The sequence below is a fragment of the Acidiphilium sp. C61 genome, from assembly GCF_905116885.1.
Taxonomy (GTDB): Bacteria; Pseudomonadota; Alphaproteobacteria; order Acetobacterales; family Acetobacteraceae; genus Acidiphilium.
Map to the genome: position 1 here is coordinate 1491706 of NZ_CAJHNI010000005.1, position 20662 is coordinate 1512367.

The 20662-nt window shown below is 62.0% G+C and carries 14 protein-coding genes and 3 pseudogenes; 12 read left to right on the forward strand and 5 right to left on the reverse strand.

All coding sequences use genetic code 11. The features are described from left to right. Positions 1 to 2 precede the first annotated feature (2 nt). From HUW10_RS09855 to HUW10_RS09870, 4 genes and pseudogenes are all read left to right on the forward strand, one after another. Positions 3 to 1742 (forward strand): TnsD family Tn7-like transposition protein, encoded by a 1740-nt coding sequence (locus HUW10_RS09855; protein WP_174503334.1) that lies wholly within the window; start codon positions 3 to 5, stop codon positions 1740 to 1742. Further along, complete coding sequence (locus HUW10_RS09860) at positions 1739 to 3361, forward strand: hypothetical protein (protein ID WP_174503335.1); 1623 nt, start codon at positions 1739 to 1741, stop codon at positions 3359 to 3361. Before HUW10_RS09855 ends, HUW10_RS09860 begins: the two co-directional genes overlap by 4 nt. A gap of 155 nt (positions 3362 to 3516) precedes the next feature. Then, positions 3517 to 3657, forward strand: a pseudogene (locus HUW10_RS09865) (IS110 family transposase); the annotation flags it as partial. A gap of 89 nt (positions 3658 to 3746) precedes the next feature. Next, positions 3747 to 3872 (forward strand): annotated as a pseudogene (locus tag HUW10_RS09870) (transposase); the annotation flags it as partial. Positions 3873 to 3992: 120 nt separating this feature from the next. On the opposite strand, the pseudogene HUW10_RS09875 reads toward HUW10_RS09870, so the two are convergent. The 3 genes and pseudogenes from HUW10_RS09875 to HUW10_RS09885 all read right to left on the reverse strand — a co-directional run. After that, a pseudogene (locus HUW10_RS09875) lies at positions 3993 to 4712 on the reverse strand (IS256 family transposase); the annotation flags it as partial. A 171-nt stretch (positions 4713 to 4883) separates the two neighbouring features. Beyond that, entirely contained in the window at positions 4884 to 5174 is a 291-nt protein-coding gene (locus HUW10_RS09880; protein ID WP_174503337.1) for a hypothetical protein, read from the reverse strand. Positions 5175 to 5478: 304 nt separating this feature from the next. After that, a complete protein-coding gene (locus HUW10_RS09885) occupies positions 5479 to 5949 on the reverse strand; it encodes a hypothetical protein (RefSeq protein WP_217425395.1) in 471 nt (156 codons plus the stop codon). Positions 5950 to 6412: 463 nt separating this feature from the next. Here HUW10_RS09885 and HUW10_RS09890 point away from each other — a divergent pair, with 463 nt between their 5' ends. From HUW10_RS09890 to istB, 4 genes are all read left to right on the forward strand, one after another. Then, positions 6413 to 8710 (forward strand): hypothetical protein, encoded by a 2298-nt coding sequence (locus HUW10_RS09890; protein WP_174503339.1) that lies wholly within the window; start codon positions 6413 to 6415, stop codon positions 8708 to 8710. Further along, the gene (locus tag HUW10_RS09895) at positions 8707 to 9399 is read left to right on the forward strand and encodes an AAA domain-containing protein (RefSeq protein WP_174503340.1); all 693 of its coding nucleotides are present in this window, start codon (positions 8707 to 8709) and stop codon (positions 9397 to 9399) included. Before HUW10_RS09890 ends, HUW10_RS09895 begins: the two co-directional genes overlap by 4 nt. A gap of 96 nt (positions 9400 to 9495) precedes the next feature. Then, positions 9496 to 10995 carry an IS21 family transposase gene (gene istA / locus HUW10_RS09900; RefSeq protein WP_174503341.1) on the forward strand — a complete coding sequence of 500 codons (1500 nt, stop codon included), beginning with the start codon at positions 9496 to 9498 and terminating at the stop codon, positions 10993 to 10995. Further along, positions 10992 to 11819, forward strand: a complete 828-nt coding sequence (gene istB / locus HUW10_RS09905) for an IS21-like element helper ATPase IstB (protein WP_174503342.1) — start codon at positions 10992 to 10994, stop codon at positions 11817 to 11819. The genes istA and istB overlap by 4 nt, the downstream gene beginning before the upstream one ends. An 89-nt stretch (positions 11820 to 11908) precedes the next feature. On the opposite strand, the gene HUW10_RS09910 is transcribed toward istB, so the two are convergent. Continuing rightward, a complete protein-coding gene (locus HUW10_RS09910; RefSeq protein ID WP_174503343.1) occupies positions 11909 to 13003 on the reverse strand; it encodes a PAS domain-containing methyl-accepting chemotaxis protein in 1095 nt (364 codons plus the stop codon). Between the two features lie 706 nt (positions 13004 to 13709). Between HUW10_RS09910 and HUW10_RS09915 the strand changes: the two genes are divergently transcribed. From HUW10_RS09915 to HUW10_RS09925, 3 genes are read left to right on the forward strand one after another with little or no spacing between them, the layout of a single operon-like run. Then, the gene (locus HUW10_RS09915; protein ID WP_174503344.1) at positions 13710 to 14534 is read left to right on the forward strand and encodes an ABC transporter substrate-binding protein; all 825 of its coding nucleotides are present in this window, start codon (positions 13710 to 13712) and stop codon (positions 14532 to 14534) included. A gap of 15 nt (positions 14535 to 14549) precedes the next feature. Next, complete coding sequence (locus HUW10_RS09920) at positions 14550 to 15302, forward strand: amino acid ABC transporter permease (protein WP_174503345.1); 753 nt, start codon at positions 14550 to 14552, stop codon at positions 15300 to 15302. Continuing rightward, entirely contained in the window at positions 15302 to 16069 is a 768-nt protein-coding gene (locus HUW10_RS09925) for an amino acid ABC transporter ATP-binding protein (RefSeq protein WP_174503346.1), read from the forward strand. The genes HUW10_RS09920 and HUW10_RS09925 overlap by 1 nt, the downstream gene beginning before the upstream one ends. A gap of 150 nt (positions 16070 to 16219) precedes the next feature. Here HUW10_RS09925 and HUW10_RS09930 read toward each other — a convergent pair whose 3' ends face one another. Beyond that, the gene (locus HUW10_RS09930) at positions 16220 to 17443 is read right to left on the reverse strand and encodes a DUF2235 domain-containing protein (protein WP_174503347.1); all 1224 of its coding nucleotides are present in this window, start codon (positions 17441 to 17443) and stop codon (positions 16220 to 16222) included. Positions 17444 to 17767: 324 nt separating this feature from the next. On the opposite strand from HUW10_RS09930, the gene HUW10_RS09935 reads away from it, so the two are divergent. Beyond that, positions 17768 to 20656 carry a S8 family serine peptidase gene (locus HUW10_RS09935; protein WP_174503348.1) on the forward strand — a complete coding sequence of 963 codons (2889 nt, stop codon included), beginning with the start codon at positions 17768 to 17770 and terminating at the stop codon, positions 20654 to 20656. Positions 20657 to 20662: the final 6 nt, after the last annotated feature.

Below are 20662 nucleotides of genomic sequence, written 5' to 3' on the forward strand. Positions count from 1 at the left end.
CCATGCTCGCGTATTTCCCGCAGGTTTATCCGGGAGAACTGCTGTACAGCGTACTGGCCCGCTACCATCGACACATGGGCGCCCCCTCCTCGATTCAATCCATGGAGAGCCTGTACGGCCACCGCCTTGTCGTTGCGAGTGTAGATCTTCCAGGCCATTTGCAGTCCCTGGTGGATCGGCTCCCGCCGGGCTCCGGATGGACGGTTGACCGCGTCATCGAGGAACTCACCTTGTTCCCGTACTATACCGCGTTCCAGCCACCAGGGGTGGTCAATCGCGTCCGAGCGGCAATGCGGAATGGTGTTACGAATGGGATGCTGCTTCGCCTGGGCATAGCCGCATTTCGGGCCGGTCACGTAACTCAGCTGCGGTTCTGCCCAGCCTGTCTGACAGAGATGGAAAAATGCCCAGGCGAACCCTATTGGCGCCGCGACCACCAGTTGCCTGGCGTTCTTGTCTGCCCAACGCACGGCTGTCCGCTGAAGGCCAGTGCGGTATCGCTGACCGGCTTCGGACGCCACATCTATGTCGCGGCCACCAAGCGCAGCTGCCCGAACGATTCGCCGGATCTTGTCGCCGGAAATGATTACCTCCTGTTGACGAAACTTGAGCGCCTGGCCGGCGCGAGCCGCGCGCTTCTCGAGAAGCCCGGCCCAATCAGAACTACGCAAGAGTGGAGCAAACACTACCGTGGCGCCTTGCTGCGATCTGGGCTGACCCTGTCTTCCGGACGGCTGGACCAGCGACGGCTCGAACAGGCATTTTTCGAAAATTATGCGGGTGTCCTTCGGCTACTTCCGGAACTGACCGTCGGGGCATTTCGCCCCGGTCCCTGGCTTACAGCGATGTCACGCAAACACCGACACGCGTTTCATCCGTTCCAGCACGTGCTCCTCCAGGATTTTCTCGACCGTCAGCTGCGAATTGACGTGCCATTCGGCGACGGGCCTTGGGAGTGTCCGAATCCCCTGGCGCCACATCGGAGCAGGCTGACAATTTCCGAAGTGAGAATCCACCGAAACCATGGTCATCTGGTCGGCGTGTTCGCCTGCAAATGCGGGTATATCTACACCCGCAGTCTCTTCCTGGAACGGCAAGTTCTCGGACCACCGCGCTTTCAGGCCTACGGCCCATTGTTGGCGCCTGCACTGAGAGAGGCGGTGGATTCCGGCATATCGCTGCGAAGCGTGGCGCGTAGGCTTGAGCTGGACCCGAAGACGGTAGTCAAGCTGGCCGTCGAACTGGGCATAGGCACGCGGTGGAAGACGCCGCCAGGTTACTGCTCGGCTGCGTCATGCGTCGGTCGAACCACGGCATCCCATCGACGAGTACCGCCAGTCAGCAGACGCTCAGCTTCCCCGCATTTTCGTCGAGACTGGGATGTTGTTGATCGCGAAGCTGGAATAAAGATTTTGCTGGCGACCCTGCACCTTTTGACGCAGGAGCCACCCGTGCGGATCACGCGATCGCAGATCGAACGCACGACCTGGAATCGGGGGTGGCTCGCCAAGCGAGCCGGGAAGTTGCCACACGCAATGGGATGTCTACGTGATGTTGTCGAGTCGGTCGATCAGTTCCAGGAGCGCCGCACCCGGCACATCATCCGGGAGATGGATCGCGCCGGTGAACCCCTGGCGGCCTGGCGAGTTCTGCGCCGGGCTGGTCTGACATCCGCGCGCGAACACCTGGTCCAGACGCTTTTGGCCGAGCATTTTGAGACGCCCTGGGTGGCGACCGCATGAGGCGGATCGTCTTTCGGTCGATCGCGGATCTCTCGAAGGATCCCGTTGAAGTCTTTTGGCTGAGGGGGTTGGTTCGTAACGAGAGAAACGAGTGGAACGTTAGGGTCGTTTACCGGGTCAAGGGCACGAATGATTTAATCCCGGTAGAGGAGCCCATCGGGATGTTCCCCTTGTTAAGCCCCGGCATCTGGTTCGAGCATGGTCAAATGCGAACGGACGAACTGCCGGGGAGCGATTTCGAAACGATCGTGCCGGACACGGGCCGACCGGAAATCCTCACGTCCGCGGATCTCCCGCATGAACTCCTGCCCCTGCCCAAGGGGACAAACCGCGCCCAGCGTTTGTTCCACTATCGGACAGCGAAAGGCGACGTGCTGGTTCCGGTGATCGAGCTGGTCCGGGCAATGTTCATCCACAACCGCGCCTTGGCCTTGGCATTGATGCGCCCGGCGGGCCTTGAGCAGCTGTATGCACCATTGATGCCCGGGTGGAGCGAAACTGCGACGATCCGTTTCACGCGGGAAATCGATCCCCGCGCGATAAGCCGTAGCTTCGCACTGGAATTCGCCTGGATTGCCTTGGATCCGGATGCCAGGCGTGCATGGGACAGCATTCAACGTCTCTCGATGGGTCAAGAGTATGTCCTGTTTGAGCCGCCCTCGATCCAGAATTCCCTGTGGACGTTCCGCGGTACCCAACGCGGCAGGCAGTGGCTGGTACTGGAGTTGACCTGTATCGGTGGCCGTCGGCTCCCGTTTCGGAAGCTGGAATACAGTCATCCCGGCTTCGTCAAGGCGATGAGAGCTGGGGGTGACACTAAAGACGTGCCCGGCTCCAATGACCGGCACGGAACTCGGACATCGTCGGCGGAGCGCGACATCGACGTCGACGACAAAGACGGAAGCGGCAGCTATCACACCACCAAAATTGTATCCCTTCCGAGCCGTCGCAGCGTGTTCGAGAACGATTTTGAAGTCGCGAAGATCCAACGGGCAGGGTCGGAAAAGTCCCGGCCGCGCAAGAAAAAGGCCGAAGAGACAAGGAAGGCACCGGATACATCCACGCTCCAAGCGTTCCACGTCACAACTGGCGAACGCAGCGAAACCGCAAGGCGCGTTCCTTTGGAATTCAAGACGCTTGCGCTTGCACCCCTACATGATATGGGCGATCTCGTGGCACTGGATGAGACCGTTCGTCACATGCGAGCCATGAGGCCCGGAGCGGCTTTCTCCGTAACGCTGGTTCAACTTGAGCAGGGTCGCGCAGCCGCGAGTACGGGATCGCGGCCGCGTGTCGCGATGCTCGTCACAATAGAACCGCCGGGCAAACCTCCGATAGTCCTGATCGACTTCGAGAGGACCGGGATTTCAGCACTCTCCGTGATGACCATGCACTTTACGCCAGATACCACCGAGGAGCAGATCGAGAACTCGGTCCGTACGATGATCGATGGCTGGATCAACAGTGGCGGACATTGGTCTGGCGAGAAGGAAAAAGACCTTGAGACGATCTGTCGCTGCGAACGGCTACCCAAGGCGTTGATACCGAGAAATACCCACAGCGAAAGAAGCAAGGACTGGGCGAAACGATTGCTCAGAAAATTGGGACTGTCAGCATGAAATGTCGACCAGTGGCAAGCCCATCTTCTCATAATCCAGAATGGGCTAGACCAGATGTTCGCCTGAGATTGGGGTAACCCGTCTCGCATTATGCAGGTTTCCGAGGGTTGCGCCGGGAGGTCCGGTGCCGAGCCTTGATGCATAGGAGACGGGTCATGGGAGAGCATATCACCTTTATCGGGCTGGACGTGCACAAGGAGACGATCACGGTCGCGCTGGCAGAAACCGGCGGCCGGGGTGACGTGCGCGAGTATGGCCGGATCGCGAACACCCCGGAGGCGCTGACGAGGCGTATCCATCCGGTCTGAACCGCCTGCCGGTACGGCAAGGAGCCGTGCATAAGAGCGCTGCTACGAGCTGATTCATGGTAAGGGGCGGCGTGCGGATGGAGATCATCACGGGGGTAGAGCGCCGGCGCCGCTGGCGGGATGAGGACAAGCTACGGATTGTTGCGGAAGCGGAAGCGCTTGGTGCGGTGTTTGCGGAAGTTGCGCGGCGGCATGACATATCGCGTGGTCAGCTATGGAACTGGCGCCATCTGGTGCGTGCTGGCGAATTGAGTTTGGTTTCGGCACCTGTGACCTGGCAGCCCGCCTGCAAACGCTGCTGCCGTCCCACGCGCAGCCATCAGCATGACGCGGCGGATTGCGGACTTGAGGCCCTCGTGCGCGTCGGAGATGACCAGCTTTACCTGACGCAGACCGCGGCGCACCAGGCTCTTGAGGAAGGCAGCCCAGAAGGTCTCGGCCTCGCTGGGGCCGATGTGCAGCCCGACGATCTCGCGCTTGCCTTCGGTATTAGCGGCCACGGCGATTATCGCAGCCACCGAGACGATGCGCCCTCCCTCGCGCTGCTTGAGGTAGGTGGCGTCGAGCCAAAGATACGGCCAGTCACCGGTCAGCGGGCGCTCGAGGAAGGCGTTCACCCGCTCGTCGATATCCTTGCACAGCTTGCTCACCGTGCTCTTGCCAATGCCACTCAGCCCCATGGCCTGCACCAGGTCGTCGACGCGTCGGGTGGAGACGCCGCCAACCCAGGCTTCCTGGATCACCGCGACCAGGGCCTTCTCGGACGTCTTCCTGGGCTCGAGGAAAGGCGGGAAGTAAGAGCCCTGCCGCAGCTTGGGAATGCGCAGTTGTAGATTGCCGAGCCGGGTGTCGAGCGAGCGATCGCGGTAACCGTTGCGGTAGGTCGTCCGCTCACCAGTGCGCTCATGGCGCCCGGCGCCGATCGGGCCTTCCACGTCGGCTTCCATAAGCAGTTGCACTACGGCCTCCGCCACACTGCGCAGGAAATCTCCATCGCCGGCTTTCGCCAGCAATTCAGCCAAGGGTAGTCTGTCTTCGGTCATCGGGTCCTCTCGGGTTCGCGTGAAGCTTCGCAACTCCACCGTAGCCGCTCGATCCGATGGCCACCTAAACCCAGGCTCATGCGTTGGATCGGCCCCTCCGGCCGGCTACGCCGACCTCCGGCGCCAATCCAACGCACGGCAGTCAGACAATTTCCACCACAAGCGCGGACATTAGCATCGACGGCGTCCTTCGGGCGTGTCGCCGTCGACAATTGGGGTCAGGATCGCGACGCCTTCCAGGTTTTCATCGAGCAGCGCGGCGATTCTGGCCGAGACTGCTGCGATGTCCGCCGGCTCCAGCTTCGCCCCCACGCTTTCGGCAAGCGTATGCATCACCGCGACCTTTCTAAGGTAAGGCGCGGCGCGCTCATCGGGCAGCAATGCCTTGTAGGCCTTTGTCACGTCGCCCGCGAACCGCAGGAATTCGCGCCGGCGCTCATCCGGAACGACCAACGTCCCCACGGCCTGTGGGATCAGCTTGAGGCGTTACACCATATTGGCTCACTACACGACCTGGAACGCAATAGGAATTCCAAAATTTCGGACACGCAGGGCATCGTGCCAAGGCCAATGCGGGGATAACCTGGCATTCTGCAGGGATCCGACGCCTCGGTCCGTGGGCGGCCCTCTGAGTCGTATCCGGCAAGCGCTATTATCGGATCTCATCGAATTAGTCGGCTTGCGTTTTCGCCCGGGCCTCCTCACGATGGCGACATGCTGGACCTCTCGACCGATTCCCCGTCGACCACTTTCGCCACGGGAGACGTCACGGGAGCCCGATGGAAATTCGAAGAACGCGGGCATACAGTGTCGGCATTGGGGGGCTCTGATTTCGAGAAAAGCCGTTGTTGCGCCGAGAATTTCTTAGAAATTTAAGCCTGAATGCGCCGAACTCAGTGATAAATGCGGGGTAACGATCCGTCCGAGGGATGAGCAAATGACCAGATTCACGCGCGGCTTCAAAGATCACATGGAACGGCAGCGCGACTTCGAGAACGAGTTTGATGACAGGTGCGTTGACCTCAATGAGGAAGAAAAAGAAAGAGCTGCATTTACAAATAAATATAAAGCCCGAAAGCGCCACTTCAAACGCAACAGAAACCTTCCAGTTACAGAGAATAAGTGGGATACCTTTATTGACCTTCCTGTAGAAGAAGCCCGAAGTAGGCTTCTCATAGCCGGCTATGTCGACAAGCCAATGAGAGGCCTTAAAGACGGGGACGTGCATATGCACCACCCGGAGCACTCCTATTCGGTTCACATTTGGCCCGCACGGGAGGATGCTGATCTGCGTCCGGTTGTAGGCAAGTCTAGGTACAGTCTACATGGTATACACTGATTTCCGACAATCAAGGTTTGCGCGCGTGTGCGATGCCGCCAGACGTGACTGCCAGCGCCGCGTCGGGTTGACTCGAGCAGGCCGAAGCACGTCGGCATCAACCGCAGGCCACGGCCGCGACGCCGCTCCCATAGATGTCGATCATCCTGACGCGCACGCCGCGGAATTTCGCGCCGTTGGGCTCAACGCAGATGATCGCGTACGATGGCCTTGTTATCTCTGGGGCACAGCGAGCTTCACGAACGGGGTTATGGGTGTGGTGAGTGCCCGGCTTGTGATCTTAGAATGAAGGGCTGGTCGACATACCAAAACGCCAACTTGACGCAACACTCACCGGGTGGCCGGTGGGTAAGGGGGGGCCATGGCTGCTGGGCTGAGTGGTTCGACGATCAAATCCTGGTTCCAGTATCGCTGCGAGCGGAAGACTCGCTACGAAATAATGGACCCTACCGAACTGGCGGCTATCCCGGTCGCCAAGGATCAGCGCGAGCAACCTTGGACGACCCTGGGCGTCGATTACGAAGATCGGGTTGTCACGCGACTAGCTCGAGCGACCGGCGTGCTTCGTCCGACTCACGGCGAAGAGGGGCTGCTCGAGCGTCAAGCTATTGCGTTTCTGAAGGGGCAGGGCACGGCGACCTACGCGGCGCAGGTGAATCTACGTCCCCGAGGCAAACCGACATTCCTCGGCGGGGCCGATATCAAGCTCCGGAGAAGCTTTGCCGATCTGATCCGGCGTGAGGTTCGGCCAACCGGCCTCCACTTCACCGTGATCGACATCAAGGCGACCCGAGCAGCGCGCGCCTTTCACAAGACGCAGGTGGCCTTCTATGTCATGTTGTTGCGTGCGACGCTGGCAGAACTCGGCGTCGGCGCAACAGTCGAACCGATGGGCGAAATCTGGCGGATTCCCGATGACGGCGATGCCGAGGGCGATCGATGGACCTCGGAAGAATTCGCGCTCAAGCCGTATCTGCGGCTGGTCGAGGACTTTTGCCGAACGACTCTGCCGACGATCGCGGACAAGGTCGTCGCCCAAGGCCGTGATGAGACGTTCTTCCATGTCTACTTCAAATGCGAGCAATGCGCTTATTTGCCGCATTGCATTGAGGCCGTAGGGCCGCATAGGTCGGCGCGGACGCGGGACGTTTCTGCCGTTGCTGGACTTACCCACGAAGCGAAGCGAACGCTCCTATCGATCGGTATAGGCACGGTGGCTGGACTCGCCGAACTCGGTGCCGGCGTTGGCCGCGTCGACGGCGCGGGTTGGTCCCTTTCGAGACGGGCCGATCAACTCGTCAGTCGCGCAAAGGCGCTCCGCGACGACAATGTCCGGCCCGGCACCGAGCCGCACACCTTTCTCATGCCGCCCCGAACCGATGCAGCGATCTATCTCGTTGCCGACAACGACCCTGTTGACGACACGCTGGTGACCCTTGGCTATCGATACGTAGACTCATCTGGTGTGCGCGAGCGAATCGAAGTCATGCCGACAGCGGACCGCGCCGGAGAGGCAAACGCATTGGTCTCCGTCTTCGGGCACCTTGTCGCCGACCTTGAAGCGATCGATGCCCACAACGAGGCCATTGGTGATCCAACGGATCCTACGGGCCTGTACGCCCATATCTTCCTGTATGAGACGACCGAAGCTCTCGCGATCCAGAATGCCGTGAGGCGTCACCTGGAAGACCCTCGCGTCCGGACGGGTCTGCTGCACATGGTCCGCCTCTTCCCACCCGACGAGGTGGTTCCCGAGCCGGAATTTCGCGGGATGCAGCATCTTCCGGCGACCGCGCTTCGAAGCGTCGTCGAGCAACTTCTCTCGCTGCCCGTGACGGTCTCCTACGACCTCCGTCAAGTGTCGGCCGCTCTTCAGCGGGCTGGTCTGATCTCCGAGGCATATTCACCGTCCCAGGCTTTTGAGCGCCCGTTCTCCTCATTGCTGGCGCTCGATGTCAGCCGCCATCTGCGCGAAGGGCGGGGGCGCGGTCCAGATGTGGACGCCATACGGGAGGACGTGAGGGCTCGACTAACGGCGAGCCAGGCAATCGCCGATTGGTTGAAGGCCGAGCACCAGCGTCGCATGGCCGCGTCCAAGTCGCCCATGCTGCGACTCAAAAAGCAGCCATTCCGCTTGCAGGCAACCTTTAATCCGCTCGCTGCGGGCGACCTTGACGTGCTGCGAGCCTTCGAACTCCTCGAAAATCGCGCGGGTCTCCTGGAGACAATGATCCAACTTGCTCGGCCGACCCGTGTCCGCAGGGACACAGGTCGTGCGATCGGTCCAATGCGCCTTATCAATGTCAGCGAAAAGGGCCGCTCGGCTTTCCTTCTTTTCGCTATACCTCGTGAGGCCGAGGATGCGGATCTCTCGTCCGGCGCCTTCGGGCTGATCCTCAGTAATGGCGAACCCGATTTGGTCCTCGAGCCTCGCCTATGGTCCAGCATGCGATGCGATCTCATGAATCCCTGGGCAAACGACCCACCGAATTTTCTAAGGGTCCGGATGTTTCGGCCGACGTTCAACGGCCCCTTCTTTCAGGAGGTCAAGCGCCGCGCCGGCCAAGATGGCTGGTGGTTGGATCAGAGCTTTGTCGATTTCAATTCGGCGAAAGTCGACAATTTCCTGACCTTCTTGGGCGCGCAGGTTCAGCCATGACGACACGCGATGACATCCTGAGCTTCCTCAGAAGCCCTACCAGATTCGCAGCGACGGCAACCGATCGTGACTTATGGGTCGAGGGCCTTGATGGCTTCGCAATTCCCTCCATCGCAGCAACCGGCGATCATTCGCTGCGGCCTGCTCAGGACGCCGCTTGGCGTGGCCTTGCGGACCACCGAGTGGGCCTCGTTCTTGGGCCACCAGGCACCGGAAAGACCCATCTCCTTTCGTGGCTGATTGCCAGTTTTGGCGCCGTGCGATCGGCGAATGGGCGCCCGGCGCGCACGCTCGTCACGGCCTTCACTAAGAATGCGGTCGGCAACGTTCTCGACGCGGCATCGAAACGACAAGCCGTCCATGACGCTGCCGCGCCAGATCCCATATATTTTGGTTCGCCGCCGAGCAGCGGTCTGGCGTCCGGCGTGCAGGTGCTCGGGCGCGGCGACGAAGCCGACCTCGCGCAGGAGATTGCGAGCGGCAGGGCCGTCATCGGCGCGACCATCTGGTCGCTCCACCGTCTCATCAACTCCGGAGTTCTACCGACGGTCGACGGCCCGACCGCTCCATTGTTCGATCTGGTCTGTATCGATGAAGCCTCCCAGATGGTGCTCGGTCACGGGCTCATGGCCCTCGCCGGGATGGCCCCCGATTGCCGCATCGTCGTGTACGCGGCGGTGGAAAAGTAGGCCATGTAGCGGCGGCATAATGCTGCTGCGTGGCGGGGCAAAAGCCGGCCACTTGTAGAGTTGCCTCTTTCGGAATGGAGGGAGAGGCGACGGGGGATGTATTCGGTGGAGGTTTATGCGGCGGTTCGGCAATTTGTATTTGTCGAGGGGCGGAGCCGTCGGGAGGCTGCGCGTGTTTTTGGTCTGAACCGTGAGACGGTAGCGAAGATCTGCCGGTTCTCTGTGCCTCCAGGATATCGGCGCGAGCGGCCTGCTGCGAAGCCGAAGCTTGGGCCTTTCATTCCGGTGATCGACGCGATCCTGGAGGCTGATCGGGGGGCGCCGGTGAAGCAGCGTCACACGGCGCAGCGGATATTTGAGCGTCTGCGCGACGAGCACGGCTATACGGGCGGCTACACGGTGGTGAAGGATTACGTCCGTCCGGCCCGGCTGCGGCTGCGCGAGGCATTCGTGCCGCTGTCTCATCCGCCGGGGCATGCGCAGGTGGATTTTGGCCAGTGCATTGGCTTCATCGGCGGTGTGCGGACGGTGATGCACGTCTTCTGCATGGACCTGCCGCACTCGGATGCCCCGTTCGTGAAGGCATATCCGGCGGAGACGACGGAGGCGTTTCTGGACGGCCACGTGTCGGCCTTTGCCTTCTTTGGCGGGGTGCCGCTGTCGATCCTCTACGACAACACGAAGCTGGCGGTGGCGCGGATTCTTGGCGATGGCCAACGGACGCGGACGCGCGCCTTCACGGAGTTGATCAGCCACTACCTGTTCAGGGACCGGTTTGGCCGCCCTGGCAAAGGTAACGACAAGGGTAAAGTCGAGGGTCTGGTGAAGTATACGCAGCGGCGCTTCATGACGCCGCTGCCGCATGCGGTGAGCTTCGATGCCCTGAACGCGGCGCTGGAAGCGCGCTGTCTGGCGCGGCAGGATGAGCATGCCGGACGCCATGAAGAGACGATTGGCGAGCGGTTGCTGCGCGACCTCGCGGCATTGAGGGTGTTGCCGGCGGGACCGTTCGAGCCCTGCGAGAAGAAGCCGGCGCGGGTCTCGTCGACGGCGCTGGTCCGCTACCGGATGAACGACTACTCGGTGCCGGCGAGCTATGCCTTCCGGGACGTATTGGTCAAAGGTTTCGTCGATCGGGTGCTGGTCGTGGCCGGAGCTGAGGTCATCGCTCGCCACGAGCGGGTGTATGGCCGCGGCGAGTTCATCTTCGATCCGCTGCATTATCTGGCGCTGATCGAGCAGAAGCCTGGGGCGCTGGATCAGGCGGCCCCCTTGCAGAACTGGGCTCTGCCGGAAGGGTTTCAGAGGATCCGGCGACTCCTGGAGGCGCGGATGGGGAAGCGCGGGAAGCGGGAGTTCATCCAGATCCTGCGGCTGATGGAGGTGTTTCCGCAGACGGTTGTCTCGGCCGCGGTGAATGATGCGATGCGGCTTGGCGCGATCGGTTTTGACGCGGTCAAGCAGCTGGTTCTGGCACGGGTCGAGCAACGGCCGGCACAGCTGGACCTGACGCGCTATCCCTATTTGCCGGCGGCGCATGTGCGGATGACCTCTGCCGCGGACTATGGCGTCCTGCTGAGCCGAGACGCGGCATGAGCGGCGCGATCGAGACGCCGCAGGTGCTGCTGGCGCATCATCTGAAGGCGTTGAAGCTGCCGACCTTCCTGCGCGAATATGCCAAGGTCGCTGCCGAGTGCGCGAAGGATCGCGCGGATCATCCGAAATTCCTGCTGCGGCTGGCGGAGCTGGAACTGCTCGATCGCGAACGCCGGCTGGTGGAGCGGCGGATCCGTGCGGCGCACTTCCCGGCGGTCAAAAGCCTCGATACCTTCGACTTCACCGCGATCCCGTCGCTGAACAAGATGCTGGTGCTCGATCTGGCGCGCTGCGACTACATCAATGCCCACGACAACATCATCGCTCTCGGGAATTCCGGCACCGGCAAGACGCATGTCGCTCTGGCTCTTGGTCTGGCGGCCTGCCAGCGCGGACTGTCCGTGGGGTTCATGACGGCGGCTGGCCTGGTGCACCAGCTGATGGAGGCACGGGACGAGCGCCGTTTGCTGAGACTGCAGGCGCAGCTTGCCAGTCTCAAACTCCTGATCATCGATGAACTGGGTTACGTGCCGTTGTCGCAGACCGGTGCAGAATTGCTGTTCGAGGTGTTCAGCCAGCGGCACGAGCGCGGCTCGACCATCGTCACCTCAAACCTGCCCTTCGAGGATTGGACGAGCGTCTTTGGCGCCGAACGGCTGACCGGCGCGCTGCTCGATCGTCTCACGCACCACGTCCAGATCCTGGAGATGAACGGCGAAAGCTACCGCCTGAAGCAATCCCGCGCCCGGCGCCGGAAAGATATCGAAAAGACCGGTGACGACCTGCCTCATGATCCTGAGACCGGCGAAATCAACGACAGCTGATACCCACCGCCAAGCAGGCTGCGGATATGAGAACGGCCCCTGCAGGGGCCGTTCTCATATCCGTCACGTCACAATCCAGTGGCTGGTTTTTACGCCGCCACGCCGGCCTGGTTTTGATCCGCCGTTGACACGGAGGCCACGACGGCGAACCCGCGTCCTGCGTCGCCGGCTCGCGCAGCCTCAACGCCGGCGTTGAGGGCGAGCAAATTTGTCTGGAATGCAATTTCGTCCATAACGACGATGATTTGATTGATGGTCTGTGCGGAGGATGCGATATTCTGCATCGTGCCGACGGCTTGGTTCACGATGGTCGCACTGTTCCTGGCGTCTTTATCAGCATTTGAGACGACCTGACGTGCGTGCGCTGCGCCGTCCGCAGATTTCTTGATCGTCGAGGTGATCTCACTAAGTGTCGCGGCAGTTTCTTCCAGGCTCGCAGCCTGCTGTCCAGTTCTGCTTGCGAGATTATCCGATGCAGCCGACATCGTGAGAATTCCAGAATAGATCGACGCGGCAGTGGAATTTACAGCGGAAACTACTTCTTCCAAATTTCCAATTGCCGAATTGAAGTCCAGACGCAATAATTCATAATCTTCAGGAAATTCCTCGTTCAGTCGGAACGTCAGATTTTGGTTCGCAAGCTGCTTCAGCGCAGTCGCGAGTTGCGCGACGGTTTTTGCCTGAGCTTGGCTCGCCAACGCTTGAGCCTCTTCAGCAACCTTTTGGGCATGAATATCGACGACAGACCCGCAGGATCGCAGCGGTTCACCGTTGGGCCCGCGCAAGGTTCCGCACGTCCCGCGGAACCACCTGTATGATCCGTCATTCGTTTTCAGCCGGTAGGAAAAATCAAAAGGCGTTCTCCCGCTATGATCGGCGAGATGTGCGATATAATGGCTGATTGTAGGTTCGGCGTCGTCCGGATGTAACCTGTCAGACCATGAAGTCATAATGTCAGGGAAGTCCGTCTCATTGTTAAATCCGAGCAAGCGGCGCATTTCCGGCGAAAATGTCCAGCGAATATTTTGATGAGTGGGATCACCTTGATAAATTACAATCTGCCAAAGACCAACACCTGCAAAATTATCGAGCACCCTCAACCGCTCTTTAACATCGTGTAATTCATTTTTTAATTCGGCATAGACGTCTTGATTTTTAAAAAAATGAAAATAATGCCATTGCAAATGAACTCCGGTGTGGGTGATATATGGCTTCTCATGGTTCCGCTACGGGACTTCCATGTAAATTCAGCTTCTCGGTAGAGGCGTATCTTGCCACCCAAGATGCATCAAAAATCAGACCTCGTGCGTTTATCGATTTTGTTAAGTATTAATTTACTATGTGTCATCATTTATAACATAAAATCGTCTTCTTGCCAACGGTTAAAACTTTGTATTGAAGAGGGGATGGGCCGGACTGGCCTGTAGCGACTGTATAAAGACAAGCTGATCGAGTTGGTCCTGCGACTGCACCGATCCGACAAAACCTCGCGAACTGGTCGAAGTCGTCTTCGACGGACAAGAAAGCGACCCGCGAGACGACCATCGGTCGACTCCCGATCGTTCCCCTCGGACAACGCAAAGACGCGCCGCCGGATACGCCCCGCCTGATGGCTGGTGCGATTCCCCCGCTCTCCGATCCGGTATCGTCCTGCCGAAGACCCGCCCTGCCGACATATCGCCCTGAAACAAATCCAATCGCTTTTCTTTTAATCACTCGTCTATAAACACATCCATAATTGATGATTTAATAGTCATATTGCTCTAGTACCGCATAATTTTTGTCATTTTCATGTTGGCGACCAGGATCGAATAGCCTAATTTTTCTCCATTCGGACTGATCCTGACAATTTCGTCACCAGGTCCGCCCCTTTGTGAATGGAGACTGCACATGATCCGAATGAGACCGCTGCTCCGGGCCATCGGCGCGCTGGCCGGCGCCGGACTTGCCGGGCTGGCCAGCGCGCATGCGGCATCGCCCGCCTTGCCGCCGGGCATCGCGAAATCCGGCACGCTGCGGATTTGCAGCGCCGTCAACCTGCCGCCCATGGAGTTCATGAACGAAGCGACGAAGCCATCCGGGCTCGACATCGACCTCGGCGATGCCGTCGCCAAGCGTCTCGGCGTGAAGACCGAATGGATCAACATGCCCTTCGCCGGCCTCATTCCCGCCCTGCTCGCCTCGCATTGCGACATCATCATGTCGCAGCTGTTCATCAAGCCGGGCCGGCTGAAGGTGATCGACGAAATCCCCTACATGGTCTCGCACGAAGCCGTTCTCGTGAAACCGGGCGCGAAGCCCGTCCCCTCGCTCGAGACCCTGTCCGGCAAGAAAGTCGCCACCGTGACGGGCACCACGGCAACGGTGCTGCTCGACGCCGCGAACAAGAAACTGCACGCCGCCGGGAAAACGCCGATCGACATCGTGATGTTCCCCGAAAACACCCAGGCCCTGCAGCAGCTCCAGTTCGGCCAGGTGGCGGCCTATGGCGTCGCCTATGAAACCGCGCGCTACTACATCCACAAGGCGCCGGGACAGTTCGCGATGGGCGGGCCGCCCTATTTCACGATCGCGACCGGCATCGGCATCCGCAAGGACGAGACCGTGCTCAACAAGGCGATCAGCTTCACGCTCGCCGGCATGATGAAGGACGGCACCTACGCCGCGATCTTCCGGAAATGGGATCTCGGGATCGACATGCTGAAGCATGGCTGAGCGCGGAGCATCATTGTGCATTTCGATTGGATCTATTTCTGGCACCAATTGCTGGAACCGAGCGGCGCCTTCCTGCAGGGTCTCTGGCTGACGATCATGATCAGCATCGGCGGGCAGGCGATCGGCCTCGCGATCGGCCTGCCCGCCGCCCTCGCCCGGCGATCCCGGATGCGCGCCCTGCAATGGCTGGCGCGCACCTATATCTTCCTGATGCGCGGCACGCCGCTGCTGGTGCAGATCGTCTTCATCTACACCGGCCTCGCCGCCGCCGGCATAATCCGCTTCCATGACATCCATCTCGGCGGCATCACCCTCGCCGGCAATGTGCAGGCCGGCATTCTCGCACTCGGGTTGAACGAAGGGGCCTACATGGCCGAGATATTCCGGGCCGGCATCGACGCGATCGATCGCGGCCAGACCGAGGCCGCCAAATCCCTCGGCATGGTGCCCTGGCAGATCCTTCGCCATGTGGTGCTGCCCCAGGCCCTGCGGGTGGTGCTGCTGCCGATCGGCAACCAGTTCAACATCATGCTCAAGAACTCGACGCTCGTCAGCGTCATCGGTGTCTCTGAAATGCTTCTCGTGACCGAGACGATCAATTCCGCGACCTTCCGCACCTTCGAGCTCTATTCCGTGCTCGCCATCTACTTCCTCGCGCTGACGACGATCTGGGGCGTGGTGATGGCAAGGATCGAACGCCGGATGGACCGCCCGTCCGACCATGGCGCGGTACATATCGTCCCCACCCCACTGCCGGAGTCCGCCTGATGCAGCCGCTCCTGATCGAGGCAGAGGACGTCGAAAAGCGGTTCGGCAACACGAAAGTGCTCGACCGCGTCAGCTTCGGCGTCCGCCGTGGCGAAACCGTGGTGCTGATCGGCTCTTCCGGCTCGGGCAAGACCACGCTGCTCCGCTGCATCAACCATCTGGAGACGATCAATGGCGGGCGCATCGTGGTGAATGGCGGCCTGATCGGCTTTCGCGAGCAGAACGGTAAGCTGGTCGAAGACCGGGAGGTCAACATCGCCCGCCAGCGCCGCGATGTCGGCATGGTGTTCCAGCGCTTCAACCTGTTCGCCAATCTCGACGTGCTGGACAACATCATCCTCGCGCCGATGAAGGTGCGCGGCCGGCCCCGGGCCGAAGCCGTGGCGCAGGCCGAGGCGCTGCTGGCCCGCGTCGGCCTCGCCCACAAGGCAAGGGCGATGCCCTCGTCACTCTCGGGCGGGCAGCAACAGCGGGTTGCCATCGCCCGCGCCCTCGCGATGCAGCCGGCGGTCATGCTCTTCGACGAACCCACCTCGGCGCTCGATCCCGAAATGGTGGGCGAGGTTCTGGCGGTGATGCGCGATCTCGCGCAGGACGGCATGACGATGATGATCGTCACGCACGAAATGGGCTTCGCCCGCAACGTGGCCGACCGGATCATCGTGATGGATCACGGCCGCATCGTCGAGGACGGCCCGCCTGCCGCCCTGTTCGAACAGCCCGCGCACCCGAAGACGCGCGCGCTGCTCGGACACCGTCATGCCTGACCTGCCGCCGCCGCGACCCCGGGCCTGCACCCGCCGGGCCGCGGCATCAGAGCATCATCCGATCAGATGGAATCATCTGATCGGATAAAGATGCTCGACTTATCAATATGCTAGAGCACTACATCCGATCAAATCGGATCGGAAAGTGCTCTAGTCCGTCCAGTCGGGCGTCTTCGGCATGTTCACCGGGCGATAGGCCGGCACGCATGCCATCCGCGCGGCCACGGAGCGGTGGATCAGCGCATCGTCCGGGATGAGCCGAGGCTCGCCCAGGGGCAGATAGACGCCGAGAAACCCGGCCCGTCCGGGCCACTCGCGCCATTTCAGGCGTTTCGGAATGATTTCGAACAGCCACCAGAAACCCTTGAGCGAGTCGTGCAGCTTCGCCTCCGGCGACGGGGCGGCATAGACCCGCCTGGCGCCGGCGCGCGCCTCGCCACGCGCAACCTCGTCCAACATCGCATCGTTGATCTGCAACCCGGCATGCCTCGCCTGCTCGATCATCCACAACAGCGGATATTTCGATGCTCCGCTCTCTGCCTCCGGATAACCGCCCCCGACATCCGCATGCACCCCGGCGAACCACACCTGCCTGGTGTCCTGCGCCGTGCGGCCACTGTCGCTGAAGGGGTCGGGCTTGAAGGTCTGGGGCTCGCGCCAGGGCAGCAGCCGGAACATGCGCCGCCGCTCATCGATCGAGATCGCCTGGCGAAAGATTGCGACACCCGGGTCCGTCCGGGTGAAGCGAAGGGTCTGGAAATCGGGCAGCAGCCGGTCGCGGCGCGGCACGATGACCGCGGACACGGTGTCCCAGACCCCGACGAACCTGATCGTCACCGGTCGCCCGCCGGCGACGCGCCGGAACTCCCATGCCGCCGGCAGGCCGGCCGCAACCTCCGCCTCCGGCGCCGCGGCGCGCAGCGCAGCCTGGTCCTCGACCCGCCGGGTCCTGTGGCTGTCCCGGCTCGCCTTCTTGAAGGCCGTGAACGCATAACCCGCGAGGTTGAGCTGGGCCGGCGGCAACAGGCCGATCACGTAGATGAACGCGGCCAGCACCCGGACCTCATAGGCGCCCCGGCTGAACCCGAACAGCCAGATCGCATCGCCCGGCTCGTACTGGCTGCACAGGAACCGGTAGGCATCGAGCACGGCATCGTCGAGGCCATAGCCGGCGACCACGCCAAGAAACTCCTTCACGTCCGACTTCAGTTGCTGCCAGGTATCGAAAGCGCCGACCGTGCCGACACCGGGGCTGTAATAGACCACCTGGTTGTCGGTCTTCTCGAGGATCCGGAAGAGCTTCAACACATTCGTCTGCGTCGCCTCGATCTGATCGCCAGTCCCGTCACAGCAAATGACGATGTTTTTCGACATGACGTTTCCCCGCGTGTCACGCGCTGCAACCCGGACGGGCAGCGACCGCCATCGGCGTGACGAATTCCAGATGTCTTTTTAAATCCCGCTCCCGCCCCTGCAAGAACCGGCCTTGCTCTATCTTTTTAATAATTTGAGCATCTTTATTCGATCAGGTGGTTCCATCCGATCGGATGATGCTAAGGGCCGCAATGAAGCTGGCCCCGCCCCGTCGCGACGGGGTGGGCGCGACGGGGTGGGACTGATTTCCCGTCCCTGTTTTTAGGCCCGATATCAGCGCCCGGACTCAGAAATCATTAAGATTCTGGCCGTAAACTTTGGATCATGATCCTCTCCAGGCGCTCCCTGCTGCTCGCCGCGACCGCTCTCAGCCTGACCGCCTGCTCCGGCGGAGGCGGCGGTTCCTCGTCGATATCCGGCCAGCCGACCCCCCCGCCGCCAAGCAACAATGCCGCCGGGGCAGGCGCCGGCGCATCGGCCACGGCGACGAATATCGGCGGGATCTCGGTCTATCTCGGCCCGCAAAGCACCAATGTCTATCCAACCTTCAACCAGTACACGCCGACCAACGTTCTCCCCGTCCTGCAGGCGGGGATCACCGGCGCCGGCGTCGCGATCGGCGTGCTGGACAGCGGGGTGAACACCTCCGTCTCGTCGCTGAGCGGCCGCATCGCCTGGTTCAATTCATACACCGCGCTGGGGAACGCCACCGTCTCGGCCAACAATCTCGCCTCGGCGAACGATCCCTTCGGCCATGGCACCGTCGTCACAGCACTGCTCGCCGGCTACCAGCAGGGCACCTACGGCAACAATTCCGGCCCGACGAATTTCTTCCCCGGCGGCGTCGCCCCCGGCGCGACCGTCTATGCAGCCCAGATCTGCGACTCCACCGGCGCCTGCCAGCTCTATACGAAGCCGTATCAGGACCTGCAGGCCCAGGGCGTCCACCTGTTCAACAATTCCGTCGGCGAGAACGCCAGCGACTACAGCAGTGCCGCGGCCGCGCAGTCCGCATCCCAGGCGGTGGGCACGCTGTTCTCCGCCCTTCCCGCCAACAACCTGTATGTCTGGGCGGCGGGGAACAACCCGGCCAACCCCGGCGATATCAGCGTCGAGGCCGAGGTTCCGGTCTATACACCCTCGCTGCAGCCGCAATGGCTTGTTGCCGTGAATGTCGATATTGGCACCGATGGCAAGGTCTCGGGCCTCGATCCCTCGTCTGACGCCTGCGGCGTCACGGCACAATGGTGCGTGTCCGCACCCGGCTACGTGCAGATCCCGATCGTCGCCGGCACCTCGTTCGTCACCGGCTACGGGGTCGGCACCTCCTTCGCGACCCCGATCGTGACCGGCACGGCGGCGCTGGTCTGGCAGAAATTCCCGTGGTTCACGCCCGCCAACGTCACCGACACCATCCTGACGACGGCAACCCATCTCGGCGCCGGCACCGGACCGAACAGCACCTATGGCTGGGGGCTGATCAACGCCGCGGCCGCGGTCAACGGGCCGGCGGCCTTCGCCTTCGGCACCTTCGCCGCCGATATCGGCGCCGCGCAGTCGACCTTCGCCAACCCGATTGCGGGATCGGGCGGCCTTGCGCTCTCGGGCACGACCGGCACCCTCACGCTCGCCGCGGCCAACACCTATACCGGCGGCACCACGGTCAGCAGCGGCAACCTGAACCTCACCGGCAGCCTCGCATCGGGCGTCACCGTCACGGGCGGCACCTTCGGCGGCTCCGGCACCGTCACCGGCAACGTCTCCGTGGGCAACGGCACGATCATCAGCCAGGGCTCTGTCGGCGGCGCCCCCGGCCTGACCATCAACGGCAATTACACGGCGCAATCCGGCGCCAATACCGCGATCGCCATCGGCACGCCGCTCACCGTCACCGGCACAGCAAAGCTCGCCGGCAACGCGCAGGTGCTGGCGCCACCTGCCTCCTACACGCCGCAGGCAACCGAAATCTTCATCCGGGCCGGCACCATCGCGGGAACATTCACTGCCCAGACCTATGGGGCCGGGGTGTTCTACACCGTCGGCCAGTTCGCCTATGGGCCGACGACCGTCACCGCAACCGTCGCTGCCTCCAATGTCGCCCAGGTCGCCAGCGTGATGCCCGGCGCGACGACGGCCTCGGTCGCCGGCGGCGCCGCGATCCAGAGCGGCCTCGAATACGCAACCTCGACATCCACCGCCGGCTCGGCGCGTTCGGCCGAATTCATCAGGACCGCCGGCGAGATCCTCGCCGCGACCACGACCCAGCAGGCCCAGGCCTCCCTCACCAGCGTCTCCGGCGAAGCCTACCCGACGATGCGGACGGTGGGGGCCTCGGCCGAACTGTCGCTGCTGGACACGACCGCGCAGCACATCGCCCTGTCCGGCACGCCCGGCAAGACGACCACCTGGCTGCAATATGTCGGCGATTTCGGCCGCTTCGGCACGAAAGGCTCCGACGCCGTCCAGTTCAGCAGCAATGGCTTCACCGCCGGGTTCGACACCCTAGTCGAAGGCGCCCTCTCGCTGGGCGGCGCGATCAGCCACATCTCCTATTCCGGTTCCCTCTCCGGCGTCGGCGGCCGGGGCAACGACGATGTGAACACCGCCGATCTCTACGCCCGGTATGGTGGCGATACCGGCCCCTACGCCGCCGCACAGCTCGCCTATTCCTGGATCGACGGCCGGGTTCACCGCTCGATCTACACCGCCAGCTCAACCCTCGGCGTGGCCGGCACGATCAGCGACAACATGATCGCCGCTGCCGGCGAGGTCGGCTACAATGTGGACGGGCTCGACCCGTTCCTCTCGATCACCGACATCCGCTATGACAGCGGCGCCACCAGCGAAACCGGCGGCAACGGCTTCGGCCTGCTCATCCGCGGCCAGTCGGCGAATTATGCCTTCGCCACCGCCGGGCTGCGGGCCAATGACGATATCATCGCCATGGGGCGGGTCATCGCGCTGCACGCAACGCTCGCCTGGCGCCACACCATCGACAATGCCCGGTTCATGACCGCCAGCTTCACCGGCACACCGGGCGCGGCCTTCCGCAGCTACGGCCAGGACATGCCCGCGAACGAGGGGATCGTCGGCCTTTCCCTCGCGGGCGACCTCGCCGGCGCCTGGCGCTGGCAGGCCGGCTGGACCGCGACGATCGACGGTCTTGGCCTGGCCTCGAACGCGCTCGACGCCGGCGTCAAGGTCCGGTTCTGACGCCGC

What these genes read in the sequence shown, in the direction of transcription:
- HUW10_RS09855 (WP_174503334.1), top strand. Translation starts at nt 3, where the DNA reads ATGCTCGCGTATTTCCCGCAGGTTTATCCGGGAGAACTGCTGTACAGC.
- HUW10_RS09860 (WP_174503335.1), top strand. Translation starts at nt 1,739, where the DNA reads ATGAGGCGGATCGTCTTTCGGTCGATCGCGGATCTCTCGAAGGATCCC.
- HUW10_RS09890 (WP_174503339.1), top strand. Translation starts at nt 6,413, where the DNA reads ATGGCTGCTGGGCTGAGTGGTTCGACGATCAAATCCTGGTTCCAGTAT.
- HUW10_RS09895 (WP_174503340.1), top strand. Translation starts at nt 8,707, where the DNA reads ATGACGACACGCGATGACATCCTGAGCTTCCTCAGAAGCCCTACCAGA.
- istA (WP_174503341.1), top strand. Translation starts at nt 9,496, where the DNA reads ATGTATTCGGTGGAGGTTTATGCGGCGGTTCGGCAATTTGTATTTGTC.
- istB (WP_174503342.1), top strand. Translation starts at nt 10,992, where the DNA reads ATGAGCGGCGCGATCGAGACGCCGCAGGTGCTGCTGGCGCATCATCTG.
- HUW10_RS09915 (WP_174503344.1), top strand. Translation starts at nt 13,710, where the DNA reads ATGATCCGAATGAGACCGCTGCTCCGGGCCATCGGCGCGCTGGCCGGC.
- HUW10_RS09925 (WP_174503346.1), top strand. Translation starts at nt 15,302, where the DNA reads ATGCAGCCGCTCCTGATCGAGGCAGAGGACGTCGAAAAGCGGTTCGGC.
- HUW10_RS09930 (WP_174503347.1), bottom strand. Translation starts at nt 17,443, where the DNA reads ATGTCGAAAAACATCGTCATTTGCTGTGACGGGACTGGCGATCAGATC.
- HUW10_RS09935 (WP_174503348.1), top strand. Translation starts at nt 17,768, where the DNA reads ATGATCCTCTCCAGGCGCTCCCTGCTGCTCGCCGCGACCGCTCTCAGC.